Source organism: Paenibacillus solani, assembly GCF_001277345.1.
GTDB classification, from domain to species: Bacteria; Bacillota; Bacilli; order Paenibacillales; family Paenibacillaceae; genus Paenibacillus_AQ; species Paenibacillus_AQ solani.
Genome location: NZ_LIUT01000001.1, coordinates 405,338 through 423,420 on the forward strand (window position 1 = coordinate 405,338; position 18,083 = coordinate 423,420).

General features: G+C 47.4%; 15 protein-coding genes and 1 pseudogene. 11 read left to right on the plus strand and 5 right to left on the minus strand.

Annotation, left to right across the window (positions count from 1 at the left end; translation table 11 throughout):
- Window positions 1-115: 115 nt before the first annotated feature.
- Entirely contained in the window at window positions 116-862 is a 747-nt protein-coding gene (locus tag AM231_RS01785; RefSeq protein WP_054401046.1) for a class I SAM-dependent methyltransferase, read from the minus strand.
- 495 nt (window positions 863-1,357) lie between these two features.
- Between AM231_RS01785 and AM231_RS01790 the strand changes: the two genes are divergently transcribed.
- The 4 genes from AM231_RS01790 (at window position 1,358) to AM231_RS01810 (ending at window position 5,667) form a co-directional block, all read left to right on the plus strand.
- The gene (locus AM231_RS01790; RefSeq protein ID WP_054401047.1) at window positions 1,358-2,542 is read left to right on the plus strand and encodes an acyltransferase; all 1,185 of its coding nucleotides are present in this window, start codon (window positions 1,358-1,360) and stop codon (window positions 2,540-2,542) included.
- A 149-nt stretch (window positions 2,543-2,691) separates the two neighbouring features.
- Entirely contained in the window at window positions 2,692-3,384 is a 693-nt protein-coding gene (locus AM231_RS01795) for a response regulator transcription factor (protein WP_054401048.1), read from the plus strand.
- A gap of 15 nt (window positions 3,385-3,399) precedes the next feature.
- Entirely contained in the window at window positions 3,400-4,623 is a 1,224-nt protein-coding gene (locus tag AM231_RS01800; RefSeq protein ID WP_423212900.1) for a sensor histidine kinase, read from the plus strand.
- 609 nt (window positions 4,624-5,232) lie between these two features.
- Window positions 5,233-5,667 carry a hypothetical protein gene (locus tag AM231_RS01810; protein WP_054401051.1) on the plus strand — a complete coding sequence of 145 codons (435 nt, stop codon included), beginning with the start codon at window positions 5,233-5,235 and terminating at the stop codon, window positions 5,665-5,667.
- A gap of 72 nt (window positions 5,668-5,739) precedes the next feature.
- Here the strand turns inward: AM231_RS01810 and AM231_RS01815 are convergent, their stop codons facing one another.
- Complete coding sequence (locus AM231_RS01815) at window positions 5,740-7,104, minus strand: sensor histidine kinase (RefSeq protein WP_054401052.1); 1,365 nt, start codon at window positions 7,102-7,104, stop codon at window positions 5,740-5,742.
- Between the two features lies 1 nt (window position 7,105).
- On the minus strand, window positions 7,106-7,819 hold the full coding sequence (locus AM231_RS01820) for a response regulator transcription factor (protein ID WP_054401053.1): 714 nt from the start codon (window positions 7,817-7,819) through the stop codon (window positions 7,106-7,108).
- Between the two features lie 176 nt (window positions 7,820-7,995).
- Here AM231_RS01820 and AM231_RS01825 point away from each other — a divergent pair, with 176 nt between their 5' ends.
- The 5 genes from AM231_RS01825 (at window position 7,996) to AM231_RS01845 (ending at window position 15,466) form a co-directional block, all read left to right on the plus strand.
- The gene (locus AM231_RS01825; RefSeq protein ID WP_054401054.1) at window positions 7,996-8,862 is read left to right on the plus strand and encodes a carbohydrate ABC transporter permease; all 867 of its coding nucleotides are present in this window, start codon (window positions 7,996-7,998) and stop codon (window positions 8,860-8,862) included.
- 159 nt (window positions 8,863-9,021) lie between these two features.
- Window positions 9,022-9,810: a carbohydrate ABC transporter permease gene (locus tag AM231_RS01830; RefSeq protein ID WP_106406078.1), complete on the plus strand. Its 789-nt coding sequence runs from the start codon at window positions 9,022-9,024 to the stop codon at window positions 9,808-9,810.
- Window positions 9,811-9,829: 19 nt separating this feature from the next.
- The gene (locus tag AM231_RS01835) at window positions 9,830-10,975 is read left to right on the plus strand and encodes an efflux RND transporter periplasmic adaptor subunit (protein WP_054401056.1); all 1,146 of its coding nucleotides are present in this window, start codon (window positions 9,830-9,832) and stop codon (window positions 10,973-10,975) included.
- Between the two features lie 13 nt (window positions 10,976-10,988).
- Window positions 10,989-12,296 (plus strand): ABC transporter substrate-binding protein, encoded by a 1,308-nt coding sequence (locus tag AM231_RS01840; RefSeq protein ID WP_165593364.1) that lies wholly within the window; start codon window positions 10,989-10,991, stop codon window positions 12,294-12,296.
- 242 nt (window positions 12,297-12,538) lie between these two features.
- Window positions 12,539-15,466 (plus strand): hypothetical protein, encoded by a 2,928-nt coding sequence (locus tag AM231_RS01845; protein WP_054401058.1) that lies wholly within the window; start codon window positions 12,539-12,541, stop codon window positions 15,464-15,466.
- Window positions 15,467-15,776: 310 nt separating this feature from the next.
- On the opposite strand, the pseudogene AM231_RS27960 reads toward AM231_RS01845, so the two are convergent.
- Window positions 15,777-16,103, minus strand: a pseudogene (locus tag AM231_RS27960) (SDR family NAD(P)-dependent oxidoreductase); the annotation flags it as partial.
- A 253-nt stretch (window positions 16,104-16,356) separates the two neighbouring features.
- Window positions 16,357-17,238 carry a DMT family transporter gene (locus tag AM231_RS01850; protein ID WP_054401059.1) on the minus strand — a complete coding sequence of 294 codons (882 nt, stop codon included), beginning with the start codon at window positions 17,236-17,238 and terminating at the stop codon, window positions 16,357-16,359.
- A 75-nt stretch (window positions 17,239-17,313) separates the two neighbouring features.
- Between AM231_RS01850 and AM231_RS01855 the strand changes: the two genes are divergently transcribed.
- Together AM231_RS01855 and AM231_RS29805 are read left to right on the plus strand one after the other, a co-directional pair.
- Window positions 17,314-17,664: an IS5 family transposase gene (locus AM231_RS01855; protein WP_242615182.1), complete on the plus strand. Its 351-nt coding sequence runs from the start codon at window positions 17,314-17,316 to the stop codon at window positions 17,662-17,664.
- Window positions 17,665-17,820: 156 nt separating this feature from the next.
- Window positions 17,821-18,066: a hypothetical protein gene (locus tag AM231_RS29805; RefSeq protein ID WP_242615046.1), complete on the plus strand. Its 246-nt coding sequence runs from the start codon at window positions 17,821-17,823 to the stop codon at window positions 18,064-18,066.
- Window positions 18,067-18,083 lie beyond the last annotated feature (17 nt).

Sequence of the window (18,083 nt, forward strand, 5' to 3'; positions counted from 1 at the left end):
TTGGAACCGCCTAGTGCGGACCCGCATGCTAGGTGGTGTGAGAGGACGGGGGTTAGTCACCCCCTCCTACTCGATTAAAACGTGATGCTGTATCGGATATGGAACCAGGGGTTCGCTATTTCCGGGCCACAATCATAAAGCGTGCGGAATTCGTCCGAATTCCCTGATCTGTTCGATAGTCACGGATGAACTGCTGCAGGGTGCGGAAATCCGCTTCCTCGCGTCCGAATCCGGGAATGATGGGGGTATGCATGAGCAAGAACAGAAGATCCTCTTCACGCTCATAATATTCGACGGCATCATATTCGGCATACTCGATATCCTGGAATCCTGCATGCCGAAGTTCTTTCATATACTGGTCCAATAAAGCTCCGTCTTCACGGGTGGATTGACCTCTGCCAAATGCCTGAGCCAGATTGGCTTTGTCACACTCGCGAACCTGCTGGGTCAGAAACACACCATCCTTCGTTAATACTCTTGCAACTTCCGAAACGCAAAAAGGGGAGTGTTTACACGAAATTACATTGAAAAATGATTCCGGGAATTGAAGCTGCTGTGCGTCCATTTGCATAAAGCGAACATTGGAGGCCGCTGCCTTCTGCATATTCTTCTGTGCCGTCTCTACCATAGCATGTGAAAGATCGATTCCGATCAATAAGGCTGGGCTTGTTGCTATGGATAATAAGTTCTCTCCGCCGCCTGTTCCAATATCCAGCAGAATGTCGGAGGCCTTGCAATTTTTTATAACCTCATCGTAAAAATTCCACTTAACACCTTCCGAGGTGCATCTAACCTGGCTGAAGTCCCAGCCGTTCAACAAACCAACGCGATCATAAAATTGCATGTATTCTTGTGAATTCATATACCTTGTCACCTTCCATTAGAGATTAATAAGATGCTGTAAAAGAGTGGATCCTTATTCATTCGTTCGATGCCGAAAGCCGGTAGCAGGTCACATCCCCTTGTTAGAACAAGTGAAAATGGCACAAAAAGGACAGACTTCTCCCTTACCCGCCAGCATGCTATTTTTTACATACTAGAGGAAGTGAAATGCGGTATTTGGCTGTGACATCGATATTATTTACATGGCCCGGTCCAGATTGAACACGAGCCTAGCTACTTCGAACGATTTGGATCAAGAACAGCACCCCATTCACCCCGCTTGAAAGATTATATCCATTGTAAGCTTAAGGCATATTCCTGTCCAAGGATTATTTCCTCAGCAGTATGAACCAGAATCTTTAAGTAATTGTTAAGAATTTGAATAGCATGGCGTTAAGAACTGTCTTCTATACTAATTGAATCCGTTTCGGCAAGGAAACGAGAATATTCGAATTAGAGATGAGAGGGTATTGCCATGAACAACATGAACGTTTTGCCAAGGGAGCGTCTGCCTGAGCTGCAATTGATACGAGCATTTGCCATAATCGGTGTGCTGTCCGTTCACTCCACATCGTATGCTGTATCTGCAATGACAGACTCCAAGTACTTTTTTATCTACAACTTTATGAATATCTTCATGAAGCACGGAACGCCGACATTCATATTTCTGAGCAGTTTCGTACTTTTCTATAATTACTATGACCGCCCCATGACAAAGAAACTGATTGGCGGCTTTTATAAAAAAAGGCTGTTGTACATTATCATTCCGTATACCTTATTCTCTGTATTCTACTTCACGCTGCTGCACTTTCTGTATTATCAGGGCCGGCCTTTCGGGGACACGATCGAGAGTTTTGTCCAAAAGCTGTTGACGGGCAAAGCCTATACTCATCTTTATTTCGTGTTTATCAGCATTCAATTCTATGTCTTGTTTCCGCTTGTGCTGTGGCTGTTCAAGAAAGTCCCCAAACTCGTACAATGGGCGATTCCGATTGGACTGGTGATCCAGTGGATGTTTATACTGATGAATAAGTATTACTGGCAAGTACCGAATAAAGGAAGCTGGGCATTCTCTTATATTGCGTACTTTATGCTGGGAGCTTTTATCGGTATCTATTATCCGAAACTAAAAGCCTGGCTTGTCATTAGCCGCGCAAATGCCCGATCTTACCGCGTCGTTGCTTGGTTGATGCTCTGGATTGCATGGGGGGCTGCGGGTTTCGCTCATGTGAGCATGTATTACAACAGCCGACTTTACGGAACTGTTTATAACTCAACGCTGTATGAGCTGATGTGGAATGCCCATACTTATTTAGGGACGCTGGTTCTCCTCCAGTTTGCCATTCTATTTTACCGGGCAGGAGTGCGCAGTTGGACGTCGGCGTTTGAGAGAATGGGGGCCGTGTCTTTCGGGATTTATCTCATTCATCCGTTCTTTCTGCTTCTCTACCGTCATTTCCCGCTAATCACAGGGAATTCCATACTGATCCATCTATGGTATGCAGGCGGTTTTGCGGCAGCCTTAGGCTGCTCATGGATTGTGGTGGAGCTGACGGTTCGATTCATACCGGGCTCTTGGGTGATATTTGGCAATATACCGAAGGCGAAGAAACCGGTTAAACAAGCTGATTCCCCAGCTTTGCCGCTTTCTGGTTCATAAGCCAGCATCACAGCCAGCCATTATTTATATAAAAAGCCGTAGGCGAGACTGGTATGTAGAAACCGGCAGTTGCGCAACTTCCGAATCCAGAAGAAAGATAAGGAAAGGCTGTTATGCTGACAGCAGCCATTTGATCAAGGAGGGGCCCAATGTCTGGAGTTACAATATTAATGGTTGATGATGAAACGGAAATATTGAAGCTGATGGAGATTTACGTCAAAAATGAAGGCCATACGCTGCTTACTGCATCTCATGGGCTGGAGGCGCTGGACATTCTAAAAACCCGCAAGGTGGATTTGATCATCCTCGATGTCATGATGCCACATATGGACGGGATTGAAGCATGCATGAAGATTCGGGAGGAGAATAACACGCCGATCATTATGCTGTCTGCCAAGAGTCAGGAGATCGACAAAATCGCGGGGCTCAGCATCGGGGCGGATGATTACGTGACCAAACCGTTCAGTCCGCTGGAATTGATCGCAAGAATCAAGTCGCAGCTTCGCCGGTATAAACAGTTGAATAGCCAATCGGCACGAAATGATAACGAAATCCAGATCGATGAGCTCGTGCTAAACGTCGCTTCCCACAAGGTAACAGTGGCTGGCGCGGAGATTAAGCTGACGCCTCGCGAATTTGACCTTCTGCACACCTTGGCCATTAACCGTGGACTCGTCTTAAGCATGGACAAGATTTATACCGAGGTGTGGAATGAACCGTTCATGGAATCGAAAAACACGGTCATGGTTCATATTCGCAAACTGCGCGAGAAGATCGAGAAAGACCCGCAACAGCCGCAATATATTAAGACGGTTTGGGGAATCGGATACAAAATAGAGTAAACCTTGGCAGAGGTGATGAACTTGAAAGGAATGAGGCTTCAAAGCATACGTCTGAAGATGCTGTTTATGCTGCTTACCAGCATCGGCATCTCAGCAGCCATGCTTATCATACTCTATGCATTAAGTACGCTCATACTCGGCATTCCGGTAATTAACCAGCCCTTAGCGTGGCTCATTAATAACATTGGCTCTAAGCCGGTCTTGATGGTTACGGGCCCTATACTCTTTTTGGTTAGCTATTATATGAGCACAAAGTGGTTTGTCCTTGATCTGAAGAAGATTCAGATTGGTGTCGAGGATGTAGCAGCTGGACGATTCAATACGAGAATCGAGCTTAAATCCCAAGACGAATTAGGCGACATCGCTTCCAGCATCAATCTCATGACCGAGCAGCTGAATGCCTATTTGGGAGAGATCACCCAAGGGCTTCGCGGGATAGCCAAAGGAAATTTTGACACCGTAATTCCGGTTCATTCGGGCAGCCAGCTGGGCGAAGTGGCTGAGAGTATTAATCAGATGAGCAGGCAGCTTCATCAGTCTATATTGGAGGAGCGTAACGCGGAGAAGACGAAAAATGACCTGATCACGGGAGTTTCACATGACTTGCGGACGCCCCTTACATCGATACTGGGGTTTCTTGAAGTGATTGAGGAAGACCGGTACCAAGATGAAGTGGAGCTGCGCTATTACGTGAATATCGCATATGAAAAAGCGCAAAATCTGAAGAAATTGATTGATGATCTGTTTGAATATACGAGAATCAACAACGGGCTTCCACTGGAGATCCAGGAGATTGATATGGCACAGTTCATCAGGCAGCTGATTGAGGAAACGGTTCCGGTTTTGGAGAAAACCGGGATAGTATGCCATCTTGCAGCTGAAGAAGGACTTGTCATTCAGGCCGATGGCGCTCAGCTTGTACGTGCTTATGAGAATCTAATATCCAATGCGATCCGTTATGGGGGAAGTGGCAAGAGAATCGACATCGCGGTTCGCAGCCATGGAGACCAGGTGAGCATTAGCTTTACCAACTATGGCGACCCTATTCCTGAGCGGGATTTGCCGTTCATCTTCGATCGCTTCTACCGGGTGGAGGGTTCCCGCTCGAAGCAGACAGGGGGGACTGGCTTGGGCTTGGCAATAACCAAAAGCATCGTAGAGGTGCAGGGAGGCGAGATCCGGGTACGAAGTGATCGTCAGAGGACGACCTTCGAGACGCGGTTTCCTAGATATGTATAACCGAACGTTTCAACAATTACCTTAAGTCTGTTTATCTATCTTCATAGTTGATCAGGATTCAATCTAGAACGCTCCCTTAGTGGAGCGTTTCTTAATGAGCCAAGAAAGAAGACAAGTTACTTATGCAGTTGAATGTAAATGTTCAGTTATATTTAAGTAATCGTTAAGAATTTGTCCTACTTAATGATAAGATTTATTTCCTATACTTTCTTGTGATACATACATAAGGAGGTATCCGGAAATGCAATTATCACCTGATTCGAAAGGAAACTATAAGCTAGTGCATGGATGTCTGTCAGTCTTTATGATCGTTGGCATCATATTATTATCGGGATGCGTAGGAGAGCCGATGTCTCGAGACATATCGATTACCCATACCTCCAATCTCGGGCAAATATGGGAAGATATAAGGAATGGGATGAACGACCGTATTAGTAAAACGACAGGCAGACCAACTGGAGGTATTCCTCACCCATCTGGTATGACAAATGGATATAGAGCTGTGAAAGGAGCTCCTTAAACAAAAGGAGCTTTTTTGTTTTTGGAACATATTGTCTTATAATAGCGTTCACATAAATATAAGAGCTTGTATGGGAGAGGGGGATATCTATGGGTTCACGCATGTCGATCCGTAAGCGACTATTCATCAGAATAGCGGCTACTGTCTGTATTTCACTTGTTGGTCTTCCCGCTCTGCAAACGCAGGAGCATGCTCATACGGTATTCGCTGATACTGCCGGAGCAGGGAGTTTCACATCCGGTCAGCGCGTAACGATTCAGCATAAGACTGCCTTTTTCCCTAGTGTGCTTAGCAAGAACAGCAATCTGAAGAATCTCAAGGTGAGTTATTATGGGGCCAAGGGAGAATCATTAAGGTTTAGCTCTGTGAAGGGAGAAATGGCGTTTTTCCAAACCGATTTGACGGTGATTACGACACCGACAAAGTGCGTGAGCGCCGACAACAGAGTTGAACACGGCATTTTGATGGTGAATATGGTTGTTTGTAAAATCAAGTTATACATTTCCTGTAGCTGTATCTGCTGATCAAAATCGTCGGGACTTTCGGTCTTCGACAATCGGCTTTCATGACCTAAATACTTACTCAACGAATGCAAGCTAGAAATGGTTTGGAAATCGCAAAACAAACGCCGCACCGCCGCCCGGCTCGTTATGGGCCGAAATGCGGCCACGGCACCGCTCAACGATGGCGCGGGAAATCGCGAGACCCAGCCCCGTATCTCCGTTCTTTCCTTTCGAAAACCGCTCAAAAAGCTGGGATATTAACGGTTCGGGAATTCCTTCGCCGTCGTCGGAGATTCCGATGTCGATTCCTTCAGCGTCGACGGAAGTTTGGATGCGAATCGTTTCCTTGGCATATCGAGCTGCGTTGCCCAGAATATTGATGAGCGCTTGCAGTAATTTCTCGCGGTCGGCATAGATAGACCACTCCTGGTCGCTGTCGAATTCGTTCATCTCGATCCGCAAGCCGTTCTTGAGCAGCAGTGGATTGATGCGCTCGAGCGTCTCCGTGATCAATTCCCGTACCGGGACGCGATCCATATGGAATATACCTTCTTCGCTTTCCAACTTGGCGAGAAGAATCATTTCCGTCACGATTTTTTTCAACCGCTCGCATTCCTTGATGATGACATTTAGACCTTTATTGGCATAATCCCCCGTAAAGATGCCGTCCTTGATGCCCTCGGCGTATCCCTGGATGGACATGAGCGGCGTTTTCAACTCGTGCGAGGTGTTTTGAAAAAAATGCTTCTGCGTGTGCTGGTATTTATCCAATTCGCCGGCGAGATCGTAAACGGCCTTCGCGACATCTCCGATCTCGCCTCCCGTTTCAATCAACCGGACTTCGGAGAATCGGCGTTTCTCCACCTTGTTCAATTCCTTCTTCAGATCTCCGAGCGGTTTGACGAGTCTCCTCGTGATGATCATACTCAGCAGGAAAGCGACGATCCCGCCGACGGACAGGATGATCATCAACCGTTTAAACAAGGCGTGCTGCATCGTTTTGATCTTGCTTAGCGGCGTTGCCATCACCGCCGTAAACCCCTCGTCCGGTTCGATGCCTAGCCTTATCGTGAGCGTTTCGACGATATATTGATCGTCTAATCCTTTCCAGATTCCCCCAGGCCCGAGGTCGCCTTGCTTTGATGATTCCATCAGTTCGGTCGTCGCATCTTTGGACAGGGAGCTGTAGACCGCTATCTCCCTGGGGGAGGTCAGCACCACGTCGAAGCTGGCCGAAGAATCCTTCCAGATGGTTATCGGCGCACCCTTTTGTGGCGCCGGCTTGGTCGGCATGAATGGATTGATATTCGTCAGCAAACTGGCCTGATCCCGCATCTCTTTCCGCTGGTTGTCCACCAAAGTGTCGAGTAGCAGCGGATAAATAAGAACAGCAGTAATCGCCAGAATACATAACAGCAGCAATGCAAATGAAAGATGAAGCCGATAAATCATTCTCATCTTATTGTCCCGTCCTTTCCGTCCGTAGCCGATAGCCATGTCCCCATACCGTTTCGACCGGAAGCTCTTTTATTTTCCTTCGAAGCCGCTTCACCAGATCGTCGATCGCCCGGTCGTACCCATAATAATTGTCTCCCCAGATCAGCGTAAGCATCTCGTCCCGGGTGAACGCCCGATTCGGCTGCTCGGACAATGTCTGCAGCAGTTTAAATTCCTTCAGCGTCATTTCGACTTCTTCCCCACGCCAGAAGACGCGCCGTTCCTCCAGGACGAGCCGCAGCTCGCCAACTTCGACCGTCGAATGCCCATGCTGTGAAGGGACGGAATTCTCCAGGGCTTGACGAATCGAGCTGACCCGGTGGAACAAGCGGTTCACGCGCGCGACCAATTCCCGCGGGCTGAACGGCTTCGTCAAGTAATCGTCGCCGCCGAGCTCGATCCCGAGGATGCGATCGACTTCTTCATCGCGCGCCGAGATCATGATGATCGGAACTTCCGCCTCTTTGCGGATTTGCCGACACAACTCGAAGCCGTTCATCCCCGGAAGCATGATGTCGAGAATCCACATGTCGGGCGGATTGTCCTTCCACAGCTCCAACGCGGCTTCCGCCGTTGACAATGTAATCGTACAGTATCCCTCTTTATGCAAATAAGCCTCTACAATTTCCCGAATCTGGGCATCGTCGTCGACTACAGCGATTTGATAGGACTTCATGCGGCCCCTCCTAACGTTTATCGAGAACCATTTTATCATAAAAGATCCGAATGCAGCCCGATTCCACACTTTTTCCACACTGTTTCCATACTTATTACCCAAGCTTGTATGTACACTAATAGACGTGATGCCGTTTCGCATAGATCGTTTTCCGGCTCCCGATTGGAGGTTTCTTCATGAAATTGCACCGTATGGCCCGCAGGGAACTTTTGGCTACCCTCGGTTTTCTGACTCCGAGCCTGGCCGGGTTTTCCGTCTTCTATCTCATCCCGTTCGGCCAGAGCATCCTGATCTCGTTCCAAGATCGACTTGGAGGAAGCTTCACGTTATCCAACTACAAGGAACTGCTCCTCAGTTCCTCGTTTCAGCAAGCGGCGTCCAACACATTCTGGTTCACCGCGATCAGCGTGCCGATCCTCGTCGCCGTATCGCTCTTGCTGGCACTACTTTTGAATCAGCGGGTATTCATCCGGAACTGGCTCCGTACCGCTTATGTACTGCCGCTAGTTGTACCGGTAGCTTCGATCGTGCTTGTCTGGCAAATCTTGTTCGATTGGAACGGCGCATTAAACGCCGTTTTGCAGCATTTCGGTTTTAGCCGCCAAGACTGGATGAAATCCGATTGGGCTGGTTTTGTAATGGTGCTCGTCTATGTATGGAAGAACATCGGATACAACGTCATCCTGTTCCTGGCCGGCTTGCAGAACATTCCGGATCAATATTATGAAATTGCCAATCTGGAAGGGGCGGGTCCTGTTCGCAAGCTGTTCGGAATTACGCTCACGTATTTGACGCCGACGACGTTTTTGGTCGTGCTCATGTCCGTGCTGAATTCGTTCAAGGTGTTCCGCGAGACGTATCTCGTCGCTGGCGCTTACCCGCACGATCGCATCTATATGATGCAGCATTACATGAACAATATGTTTCTGTCCCTCGATATCCAGAAAGTTTCGTCCGCGGCGGTGTTGATGGCGCTTTGCATAATGGCGCTCGTATTCATCCTGTTCCGCACGGAGCGGATTTTCCGTTCTTATATGGAGTAAGCGCCAGATAACCCCACAAAAAGTGGGGCTTTTGCTTCGAAGCGTATTCAGGTACTTTGCGGGGGCCCCGGAAAAAAAGAGGTGAATGACTTGATAAAGTTATGGATCACACCGCTGTTGCGTTCATTGTTGCTGATCGCCATCGCCGTTCTGCTGCTGATGCCCGTCGTCTTGACTGTCGTCAGTTCCTTCATGACGGAACGTGAAATTGCGGCGAATTACGGCATGCTGGGCAAAACCGACACGAGCGTATTCGTTAATCTCAAATGGATTCCCGACTGGGTGTCGTTCCAGCAATATTATAAAGTATTGATCGCAACGCCGAAGTTTCTGTACCTGTTCTGGAATTCCGTATCGATGGTGGTTCCCATCATCATCGGACAAGCGTTGGTGGCCACGCTCGCCGCGTTCGCGTTCGGAAAACTGAATTTTCCAGGCAGGGAAGGATTGTTCTTTATCTATTTGATGACGATGCTGATGCCGTTCCAGGTGACGCTCGTACCCAACTACTTGATGGTCGATCGGCTAGGCCTCCTGAAACATCCTGGCTCCATCATCTTGCCGGGCGTGTTCGGCGCCTTCGGCGTGTTTCTGCTGCGGCAATTCATGCTCCACATCCATTCGGCTTATATCGAAGCGGCCAAAATGGACGGGGCGGGATACTTGCGCATATTCGTATCGGTTGCGCTCCCGATGGTGAAACCGGGTATCGCCGCACTCGTCGTCCTCCTGTTCGTCGACTATTGGAACATGGTCGAGCAGCCGCTTATTTTTCTGCAGGACGCCGCGATGCAGCCGCTTTCTGTCTTTCTCTCCCGCATTCAGGAAGATGCGCTCGGCGTCTCGTTTGCTGCTTCGGTTTTGTATATGATGCCGATGGTGCTCCTGTTCTTAAGCGCAGAACGGTATTTTATCGAAGGAATCCAGCTTTCCGGTGTGAAAGGCTGAGTGAAAGGAGGTTGGCAAGATGGGATTGAAAAAACAACGAATAGCCGGAATTGCATTAATTGGTTTTCTCCTCATTTTGGCTGGGTTCACGTTGTTCAGCCAAACCCTTCAAACTGCATTGCTGCCCAAAGTGACGACAGAGAAACCCGCGACAAAATCGTTGTCGCATCGCATCGAAGGCAGCGGTCTGATCACGCCGCGCCGGCAAATCGAGTTAAACAGCGAGAGCGGTTGGAAGGTGGAGAAGGTGCATGTCCGCAATGATGAACAAGTAAAGAAGGGCCAGGTTCTCGTTACGTTCGACGGAACGGAAGCGCAGCAGCAGCTTCTCGATGCGGAAGACGAGCTGAAGAAACGGAATTTGAACCGGGAGCTGCTGAAAGAACAGTTCATGGCCGCCCAGCAATCAGGAGACGAGGAGGCGATTGGGAAAGCGAAACGCGACTTGGAATTGGATCAGCTGGATTGGGACATGGCGGTGCGGAAAATCGAAACGCTGCGCAAGGATCTGGCACGAAAACGCACGCTGACAGCGCCTGCAGACGGCAAAGTGTTGAATCTTCAAGCCGAGAAAGACATGAGCGTTCCCCAAGGGCAGCCGGTGCTGACGCTGGCGGAAACCGGCGAGGGGTTCCAATTCACTTTCACGGTGGATAAAGATTCCGCCGATTTGATGCAGAAGAATGAGAAAGTGTCTGTTAGCGTGAATGGGGATAAGCCCTGGCAGCTCGAAGGAACAGTCGCCGAAATCAAGGCCGCTTCCCAGGGAAGCGGCGGCGGAGGGTCTGAAAGCAATCCAGACGTTGATAACGGCAATCCTGACGGAGGAGTCAAGGCACAAAAAACGATCATCGTCTACGTGTCCGGCGACGGTCTCCAAGGAGGTGAATTAGCCAGCGTTTACTTGGAAAAGCCGTTCCAAGAGCAGGGATATGTCATCAACAAAAAGTGGCTTAAAAAAGACGGAACCGGAAGCTACGTGTTCGTCGTTCGCGAGAAGCGAAGCTCACTCGGCAACACGTACACGGTTCAGAAAGCTTACGTGAAGACAGGCAAGGGGAACGACGAAGAGATCGTCGTGCTCGAAGGCGTTTATCCGGAAGAAGACATCGTGACGGAGTCGAGCGAACCGCTGCAGGAAGGCAATCGAATTCGATTAAATTGAGAGGATGATTCATTTGAAAGAATTAGGGTTACTCTTAACGCTGTCCATCGTTCTGCTGATTTCCGCCTGTTCGGGCAACGGCGGAAGCGAGACGAAGGGCGGCAAGAAAACCGTCGTCTTGTCTGTCATGACGAAAGATCGTTTCTTGGAAACCGCTGTGCGGAAATTTGAGGAAAAGAATCAGGATGTTCATATCGAAATACAGGAATACAAGGCGTTGGAGGAAACCGGAGAAGGCGGCGCCATAGAGCCCACCTCGATGGCAGACGTGGAAAAGTACGTTCAATCGGTGACGACGCAGATGATTTCCGGCAAAGGAGCCGATCTTATTCTCATGAACAACTTGCCCCAGGACAAATTCGTCGAAAAAAAAATGTTGGTCAACTTGTACGACCTAATGGTCAAAGACAGCTCGTTTGATCGAAACGCGTTATACGCCAATATTTTGAAGGCATCTCAAGACGGGGACGGCCTGTACGTCATGCCGCTCGCCTTTTCGCTCGACCTGGTTCGGGGAAATACCGAGCTAGTGAAGAAGGCGAATATTTCAGTCGACAGGGATAAACCCTGGAGCTGGAGCCAATTTAAGGATGTCGCCAGGAAAATGAAACAACAAAACGAAGAATACTACAACGTGCTTTTCACCCCGCTGCTCTTCGAATATATCGAGGAGAATTACGACCAGCTCGTCGGGCAGGGCAATCCGAACTTCGACTCGGATCTATTCCGCAACATGATGAAGGAAATCAAGTCGATGTATGACGAAGGCCTGATCAGCGGAGGGATTAGTGATTCCGGCCAAGCGGTATTTCAAATGGTGGGTATACAGAACCCCACGGCAGCACTAACGATGCCCTCAGATATGGAATATTACCAGAAGCCAAGTGCGAGCGGAAAAAAGGAAGGCGTACCTTTCAAGTCCATTTACAGTTTGGGGCTGAACAGCAAATCCGATGTGCAACCGGAAGCGTGGGAATTTATCAAGTTTCTGCTTTCCGATGAAATGCAAGCTGAGCCTGATCTCTTTGGATTGCCGATGAATAAAGGAGTCACCGATAAGAAATTGAATGAAGTTATGCAAAAAATTGAGAACGGAACGCTGGATTTGCCGATAGACAAGCTGCTGGATGGCGAAACGACGAAAAAACGGATTGAAGAGGTAAAGAAGCTGATCTCGGAGGCGGGCGTCCAAAGATCCAGCGATATGAAAGTGTTAAATATCGCCTTGGAGGAGTTTGAAAGCTTCCAGAGCGGGCAGAAATCCGCAGAAGAAGTCAGCAAGCTGATCCAGAACCGGGTGAAGACGTATTTGAATGAGTAACGGAAGAGAGCAGCAGAGTAAAGCAGCGTCGAATCGTTCCAACTTCTGTATTCCCGATATTTCAAGCAAGTATATTATTCCGCCTTCTCACCAAGGATCGTGAGCTGGCGCAGGACGCGGTTCTTGAGGCTTATTGTCACTTTGACTCGTTGAAGCAATTACGTAGGCGGCTTCCATCCCCCAAGGGGGATGGAAAGAACCTAAAAGTGCTTTCAAAAGATACTATACAAGGAGGGAAATCTATGCACAAGCCCATAAAATACTATGCTGCAGTACTGCTCGGCACAGCGGTAATAAGTCAGTCTATTGCATACGGAGCATATGCAGCACCCTCAAGCGTTCCACCCACTCCCAAATCAGCAGCCGCAGCCGTGTTCACACTGGAGAGCCTTGGATCCGTAGCTTTGAAGAGTAATGTCAGCGTGAAGCTGACGGATATGGATATTCTTGCACAGCCAAGCGGTAACATCCTTATCTATACGTTAAGTTATAACAACGGTACCGGGGGCAACGTCTCTCTCAACGATTATTTTTCCAAGGTAACTACGCCGGGCGGTGCGGGCGTACAAGGTAAACCTGTCACGAGGGATGCCGCCATAAAAACAGTGCCCGCCAAAAGCAGCCAAACTGTAACTTATTATGTAAATATCGGCAAGACCGCCAAAGTAAACGGAGTAAAGGTATCTATATTCGGCTTTGATTTCAGCAGCGCCAATTATCTGAAAAGGCTGGGCGTTTTTACCGTTCCAAACCATTATTCAACCAACGTTCCTGTAGGGCAGAGCAAGAAGATCACGCTGAATAATCTTCCTGTTATGGCCAAGGCGGATACCTTGCAGAGGTATACCATCAATGGAAAAGTATATATACAATTGGGGCTCAGGCTCTCGAATAGAGGAACAAAGGTGCTTAGGGACCCCGGATATAAAGCATATCTGAGGTCGGCCGGCGGCTCGATATTTGAGCTTATTCCCGATTCAGCCAGCTCCGGCTACAAGCTTCAGCCTCAGGAGGGCAGAGTCATCTACTATTGGGCGGAGATCCCTTCCACGATAAAGACGAATGGCATGACACTGCAACTCGCCCAGGAAGACGAAGCATTGAAAATACCTCTTCCGGTGCAATCGTTCAAGCTTCCTGCGGCAGCCTCGGATATCGCCGTGGCTAAGGGCAAAAGCGCAAAGATTATCATGAAACAGCAGCCTGTTACGATCAAGGCGGAAAATATGCAGCGAATAAAGCATAATGCAAAAGTGTATATGAGAGTGGGGGTCAATTTTGCTAACGTAGGCAAGAAGGTACTGAGCGATCCTGGATATAAAGTACAACTGAAGTCGGCCGGCGGCTCGGTATTCGACCTTGTGCCTGAGGATGAAACAGGAAGCAGCTTCAAGATCCAGCCAGGACAGAAGCGAACGATTTATTATCTGGCCGAGGTTCCGTCCAATCTTAAAACAGACAATCTGACGATGCAATTCACGCAGGAAGATGAAGCTTTGAACATGACGTTACCGGTAAAAACCTTCAAGCTACCCGCCGTTACCGCTGATGTGCCTGCGGCGGATTATGCCATCAAGAAAATATCGGTGAACCATCAAACGCTGGAGACGCAATTGAAAAATGCTTCCGTATACGCTGAGAACGATACCGGCAAATGGAACCTTCAATTCCGCGTTAAAAATCTTGGTGAACAATCATTGAAGCTGCCGGTTTATGAGCCTTCCATCCTCACGGATGAAGGCTACAACATACCGGTGAATACGAAGGCGTTCGACAAGGTTACGCTGAAGCCGCTAGAGGAGAAGCTCATCGATCTCACGGCAGATGTGCCATTACACATGAATCAGAATAAACTGCAGCTGCAATTGACGGAGCCTGCTTCAGAGGGTAAGATCCGTTTCCCAGCAGCCCGTTATAAAATTCCTTATGCTCAAGAAGGCAAAAGCCATCTGGGCTTAGAAAATATGATCGAGAACGATCATGGGACATTCGGCGTAAAGCTGAGCTCATATCAGCGACTGCCTTGGGGAGATGGGGATCAAATTGCAGCCCAAATCAGCATTCGTAATACCACATCGTCGACCGTACAACTGCCTGAGTTCAAAGCTGCAGTTAAGGCAGGAATGCGCGATCTCAGCAGTACGGCCCAAGTCGTAGTACCGAATGACCAAACGACCCTGGCACCGAATGAAACAGTGGAACTGTATGTACTTGCCAATGTACCGTATTCCTATCATTTCAATCAATTGCGAATCGATCTGCAGGAAACTTCAGGAGAGGACGTTAAGAAATTTCTGTCGCTGAATACCAATTCGCTCAACAATGTGATGAAACAGGTGGCTGCTGGCGATTCTTATCTTATCCATACTCCGGGCAAGAAAGCGGAGGTCCGTGAACGCTTGACTACCGTTTACCATGACAGCAGTTCCAATTTGATTTATACGGAATTGGAGATGGCCAGCCAGGAAACACGTCAATCCATGCAGGCACAGCTGGTTGCTTACTATAAAACACCGGAAAACGAGTATTTTGAGGCAGAGGTAAGTCAATCGTCCGTCAGGACAAGCCCGAATGGAAAAAACTTGGTTACGGTCTGGAGCAAGCTTCCGCTGAATGTGAATACGTCTCAGCTTGCATTGTATGTCGGCGAAGGTGTAACCAGCAAAAAGCTGACAGATTTAGGGGAAGAATCAACGGGAGCTATTGGATCTATCAATACCGTGCGATTAACACTTAGCCCTAGAGCTATACAACCAGCAACGAATCTGCGAAATGTGGAATTGTTTCCGTACAATCTCTCCATTACGAGAGGAGAAGCTGCGCTTAGCGAAGGGAAAGATAGGATTGATACCGTTATTCATTATAATCTCTCCAGAAATGGCGATTACGAGATAGGCTCTTATGAACACAAGCTCATCATGGAGCTTATTGATCCAACCGGACAATCTACGGAGAAGGTTTTAACCTTCGGCACCGATTTGACCATCGGCAACAATAAATCATACCCCATTACATTGAATGGGAACTTCAGCAAAAACGTAAGTGGAGGGGCGGTTCGCATTAATCTGTATGATGAGTTCCAGGGGCGGAGAATGCTGCTCGGAAGCGAATCGTATCCAGTAATTTATGAAGAGAACCCAACCAAAGGAACTGACAGCACAAGCGATTAAAGTATCAGCGACGCACATCGGTTAGAGGAGAACAACCCTGAAGATATGAATAATATTTTCAGGTTGTTTTTTTACATGGTAATTATTCTTCTGGATGCAGATAAAATATGATAAAAAAGTGGAAAGACCAGCGTTTCTGTGGTTTAGTGAAAGCTTCGGCACTCTCACTTTACCAAACGAAGCGTTGTTTTTCTATTTTGTCAAGACCTTTAGTTCAGTATGGCTAAACCTGTACGAGTCAAAAGCTATGCAGATTTTGAGTCTGAGAAAGTTGAGTATATAATAATTATAAAATATTGAGTTGGAGGAATTATATGGATTTACCACAACATCGATCATTGACCACAGTAAATAAAATAAACTGTCGCCAATAGAGTATCGACAACAGTTTAAGCCCAGCATTTTGACTACAAATAAAAGCTCCTGTCAAATTAACATCCAAAACTGATTTATAATGTTCTAATGGTAAATCGTACGATGAACCAATAGCGTTAATACCCGCATTGTTTACTAATATATCTAAATGTCCAAAATGCTCAAGTGCACTATTTATCAATTTTTTACTTTCTTCTTCAATTGAGATGTTTGCCACTACACTATGGATGTCAGTGAATCCTTTTTCCTTAATGCTTTTTCTGTTTTTTTCTAATTGATAGCTTCAATTGAATTTAGAACAATCTTTGCTCCTTCTTGCAAAAATTTCTCTGCTATAGCTTGGCATATACCTGCTCCTGAACCTGTTATAACTGCAACTTTGCTTATTAATTTCAGCTTTATTCCTCCAATCGACTAGAACCAACTGGTCACTCAATCCTGTTGCTTCAGCGGTCGTAATGAGTTGAGAGACATACAAGGTAACTATGTTGTAAAATAAATTGGATTAACCCATTTTATGTTGATTTATTAGTTCTGCTATTTGCAAGCAGGGCTCCCAACATCACTATAACACCACCCGCTAAAGCAATCCATGAGATCTGCTCTCCAAGTAAAACTACACCTAATAGTACAGTCCATATTGGTAACAGATTGATAAAGGGAGCCCCCTTTGCCGCTCCTATCAGTTTTACGCCTGCATTCCAAGATAAATAGGCAACTACTGATGCGAATGTACTCACGTAAAGAATACAGAGCCATGCGATTGGTGTCATATCAATTTCCGCCGGATTAATTGTACCTATACAGCTAATCGCACTGAAAATACTTCCATAAACTGCCGCGCCTGCCGTTAATGTTAATGAATCGATAGTATCACCAAACTTCTTACCTAGTACAGTATATAACCCCCAAACAACACACGACAGAAGAATAATGACATCTCCCATAAGTGAACCACTACTCGATTCGGATGTTTTACTATCGAATAACAAAAAAACACCTACAATCGAAATCACTGATCCAATCCAAGCTCGTGGTGCAACTTTTTCTTTTAACACGAGCGGTGTACACAAAATAAAAATCGGAATCAGTGCCGTAATCATACCAGCCCTTGACGCCCCGGTTAATGTTAATCCCTCATACGTAAGCGTTGAGAAAACGAAGACTCCGAGAAATCCAAGTAGTGATAGTTCCTTCCATCTAGAGAATAAAGGGAGTTTCTGTTTTCTTGCTCGTAACATCGCCCACAGAATTAGGGCTGAAATTCCCCAACGAACTGTATTCAACAATGTTGAAGGCAAAGCCGGGGCAAGATATCGTCCACAGATATAGTTCCCTGCCCAGAATAATGTTGCAATAATTAATAGTATCAGACCTTTTTTGCTACTGTTGAGCATTATCATCATCCTCACTAATGAACTAGGGCGTGTATGCAAACTGTGACCCCATAATTTGGGTAAATAATAAGTATGATGAGACGATATGAAATACGTGACGACCAATGGGAAAAGATTAAGGACCTACTGCCGCCGGAACGAAAACCACAAGGAGGGAGACCCCCGAAAGATCATCGCTATATGCTGAATACCATGTTATGGATTGCACGAACTGGTGCACCTTGGCGGGATTTACCGAAGTACTACGGCTCTTGGTCCAGCGTTTACAGCCGATTTTGCCGTTGGAAAATCGCCGGCATTTGGGACAAAATCTTAGCGCATGTCTCCACAGAACCTGATTGGGAAAGCGTCATGATTGACGCGACGATCGTCCGTGTTCACCAACATGCAGCAGGAGCAAAAGGGGGAGCCTCAAGCAAGCAATAGGACGTTCCCGTGGCGGACTAACCCCCAAAATTCACGCCGTGGTTGATGCGCTAGGTAATCCTTTGCGCTTTAAGTTAACAGGAGATCAATGCCACGATTCGGTAACCGGCGGACTTATGGCTCCCGACCTGGTATCTTTCCAAGGAAGCGGCCAATGTGAAGGAAATCTCCCTGCTCTCGCTTCAATTGCGCAGCAGCGGCAATATCTATCTTGCTCCCGGAAGTGCATTGAGATGGCCGATATCCCAAACGGAAACATCCCTTATCGCTATAGCGCAGTGGAAGGACTGGTATGGCGTCATGATCAGTCGTTCTAAGTGGAAGGAAGATTACCAAATATATCGTCCGGCAATATTGTGGGTGCAGGGTAAGGACGTAACAGCCAGGGAAATCAATGCCTGACCAGCTTCTGGGTGGGG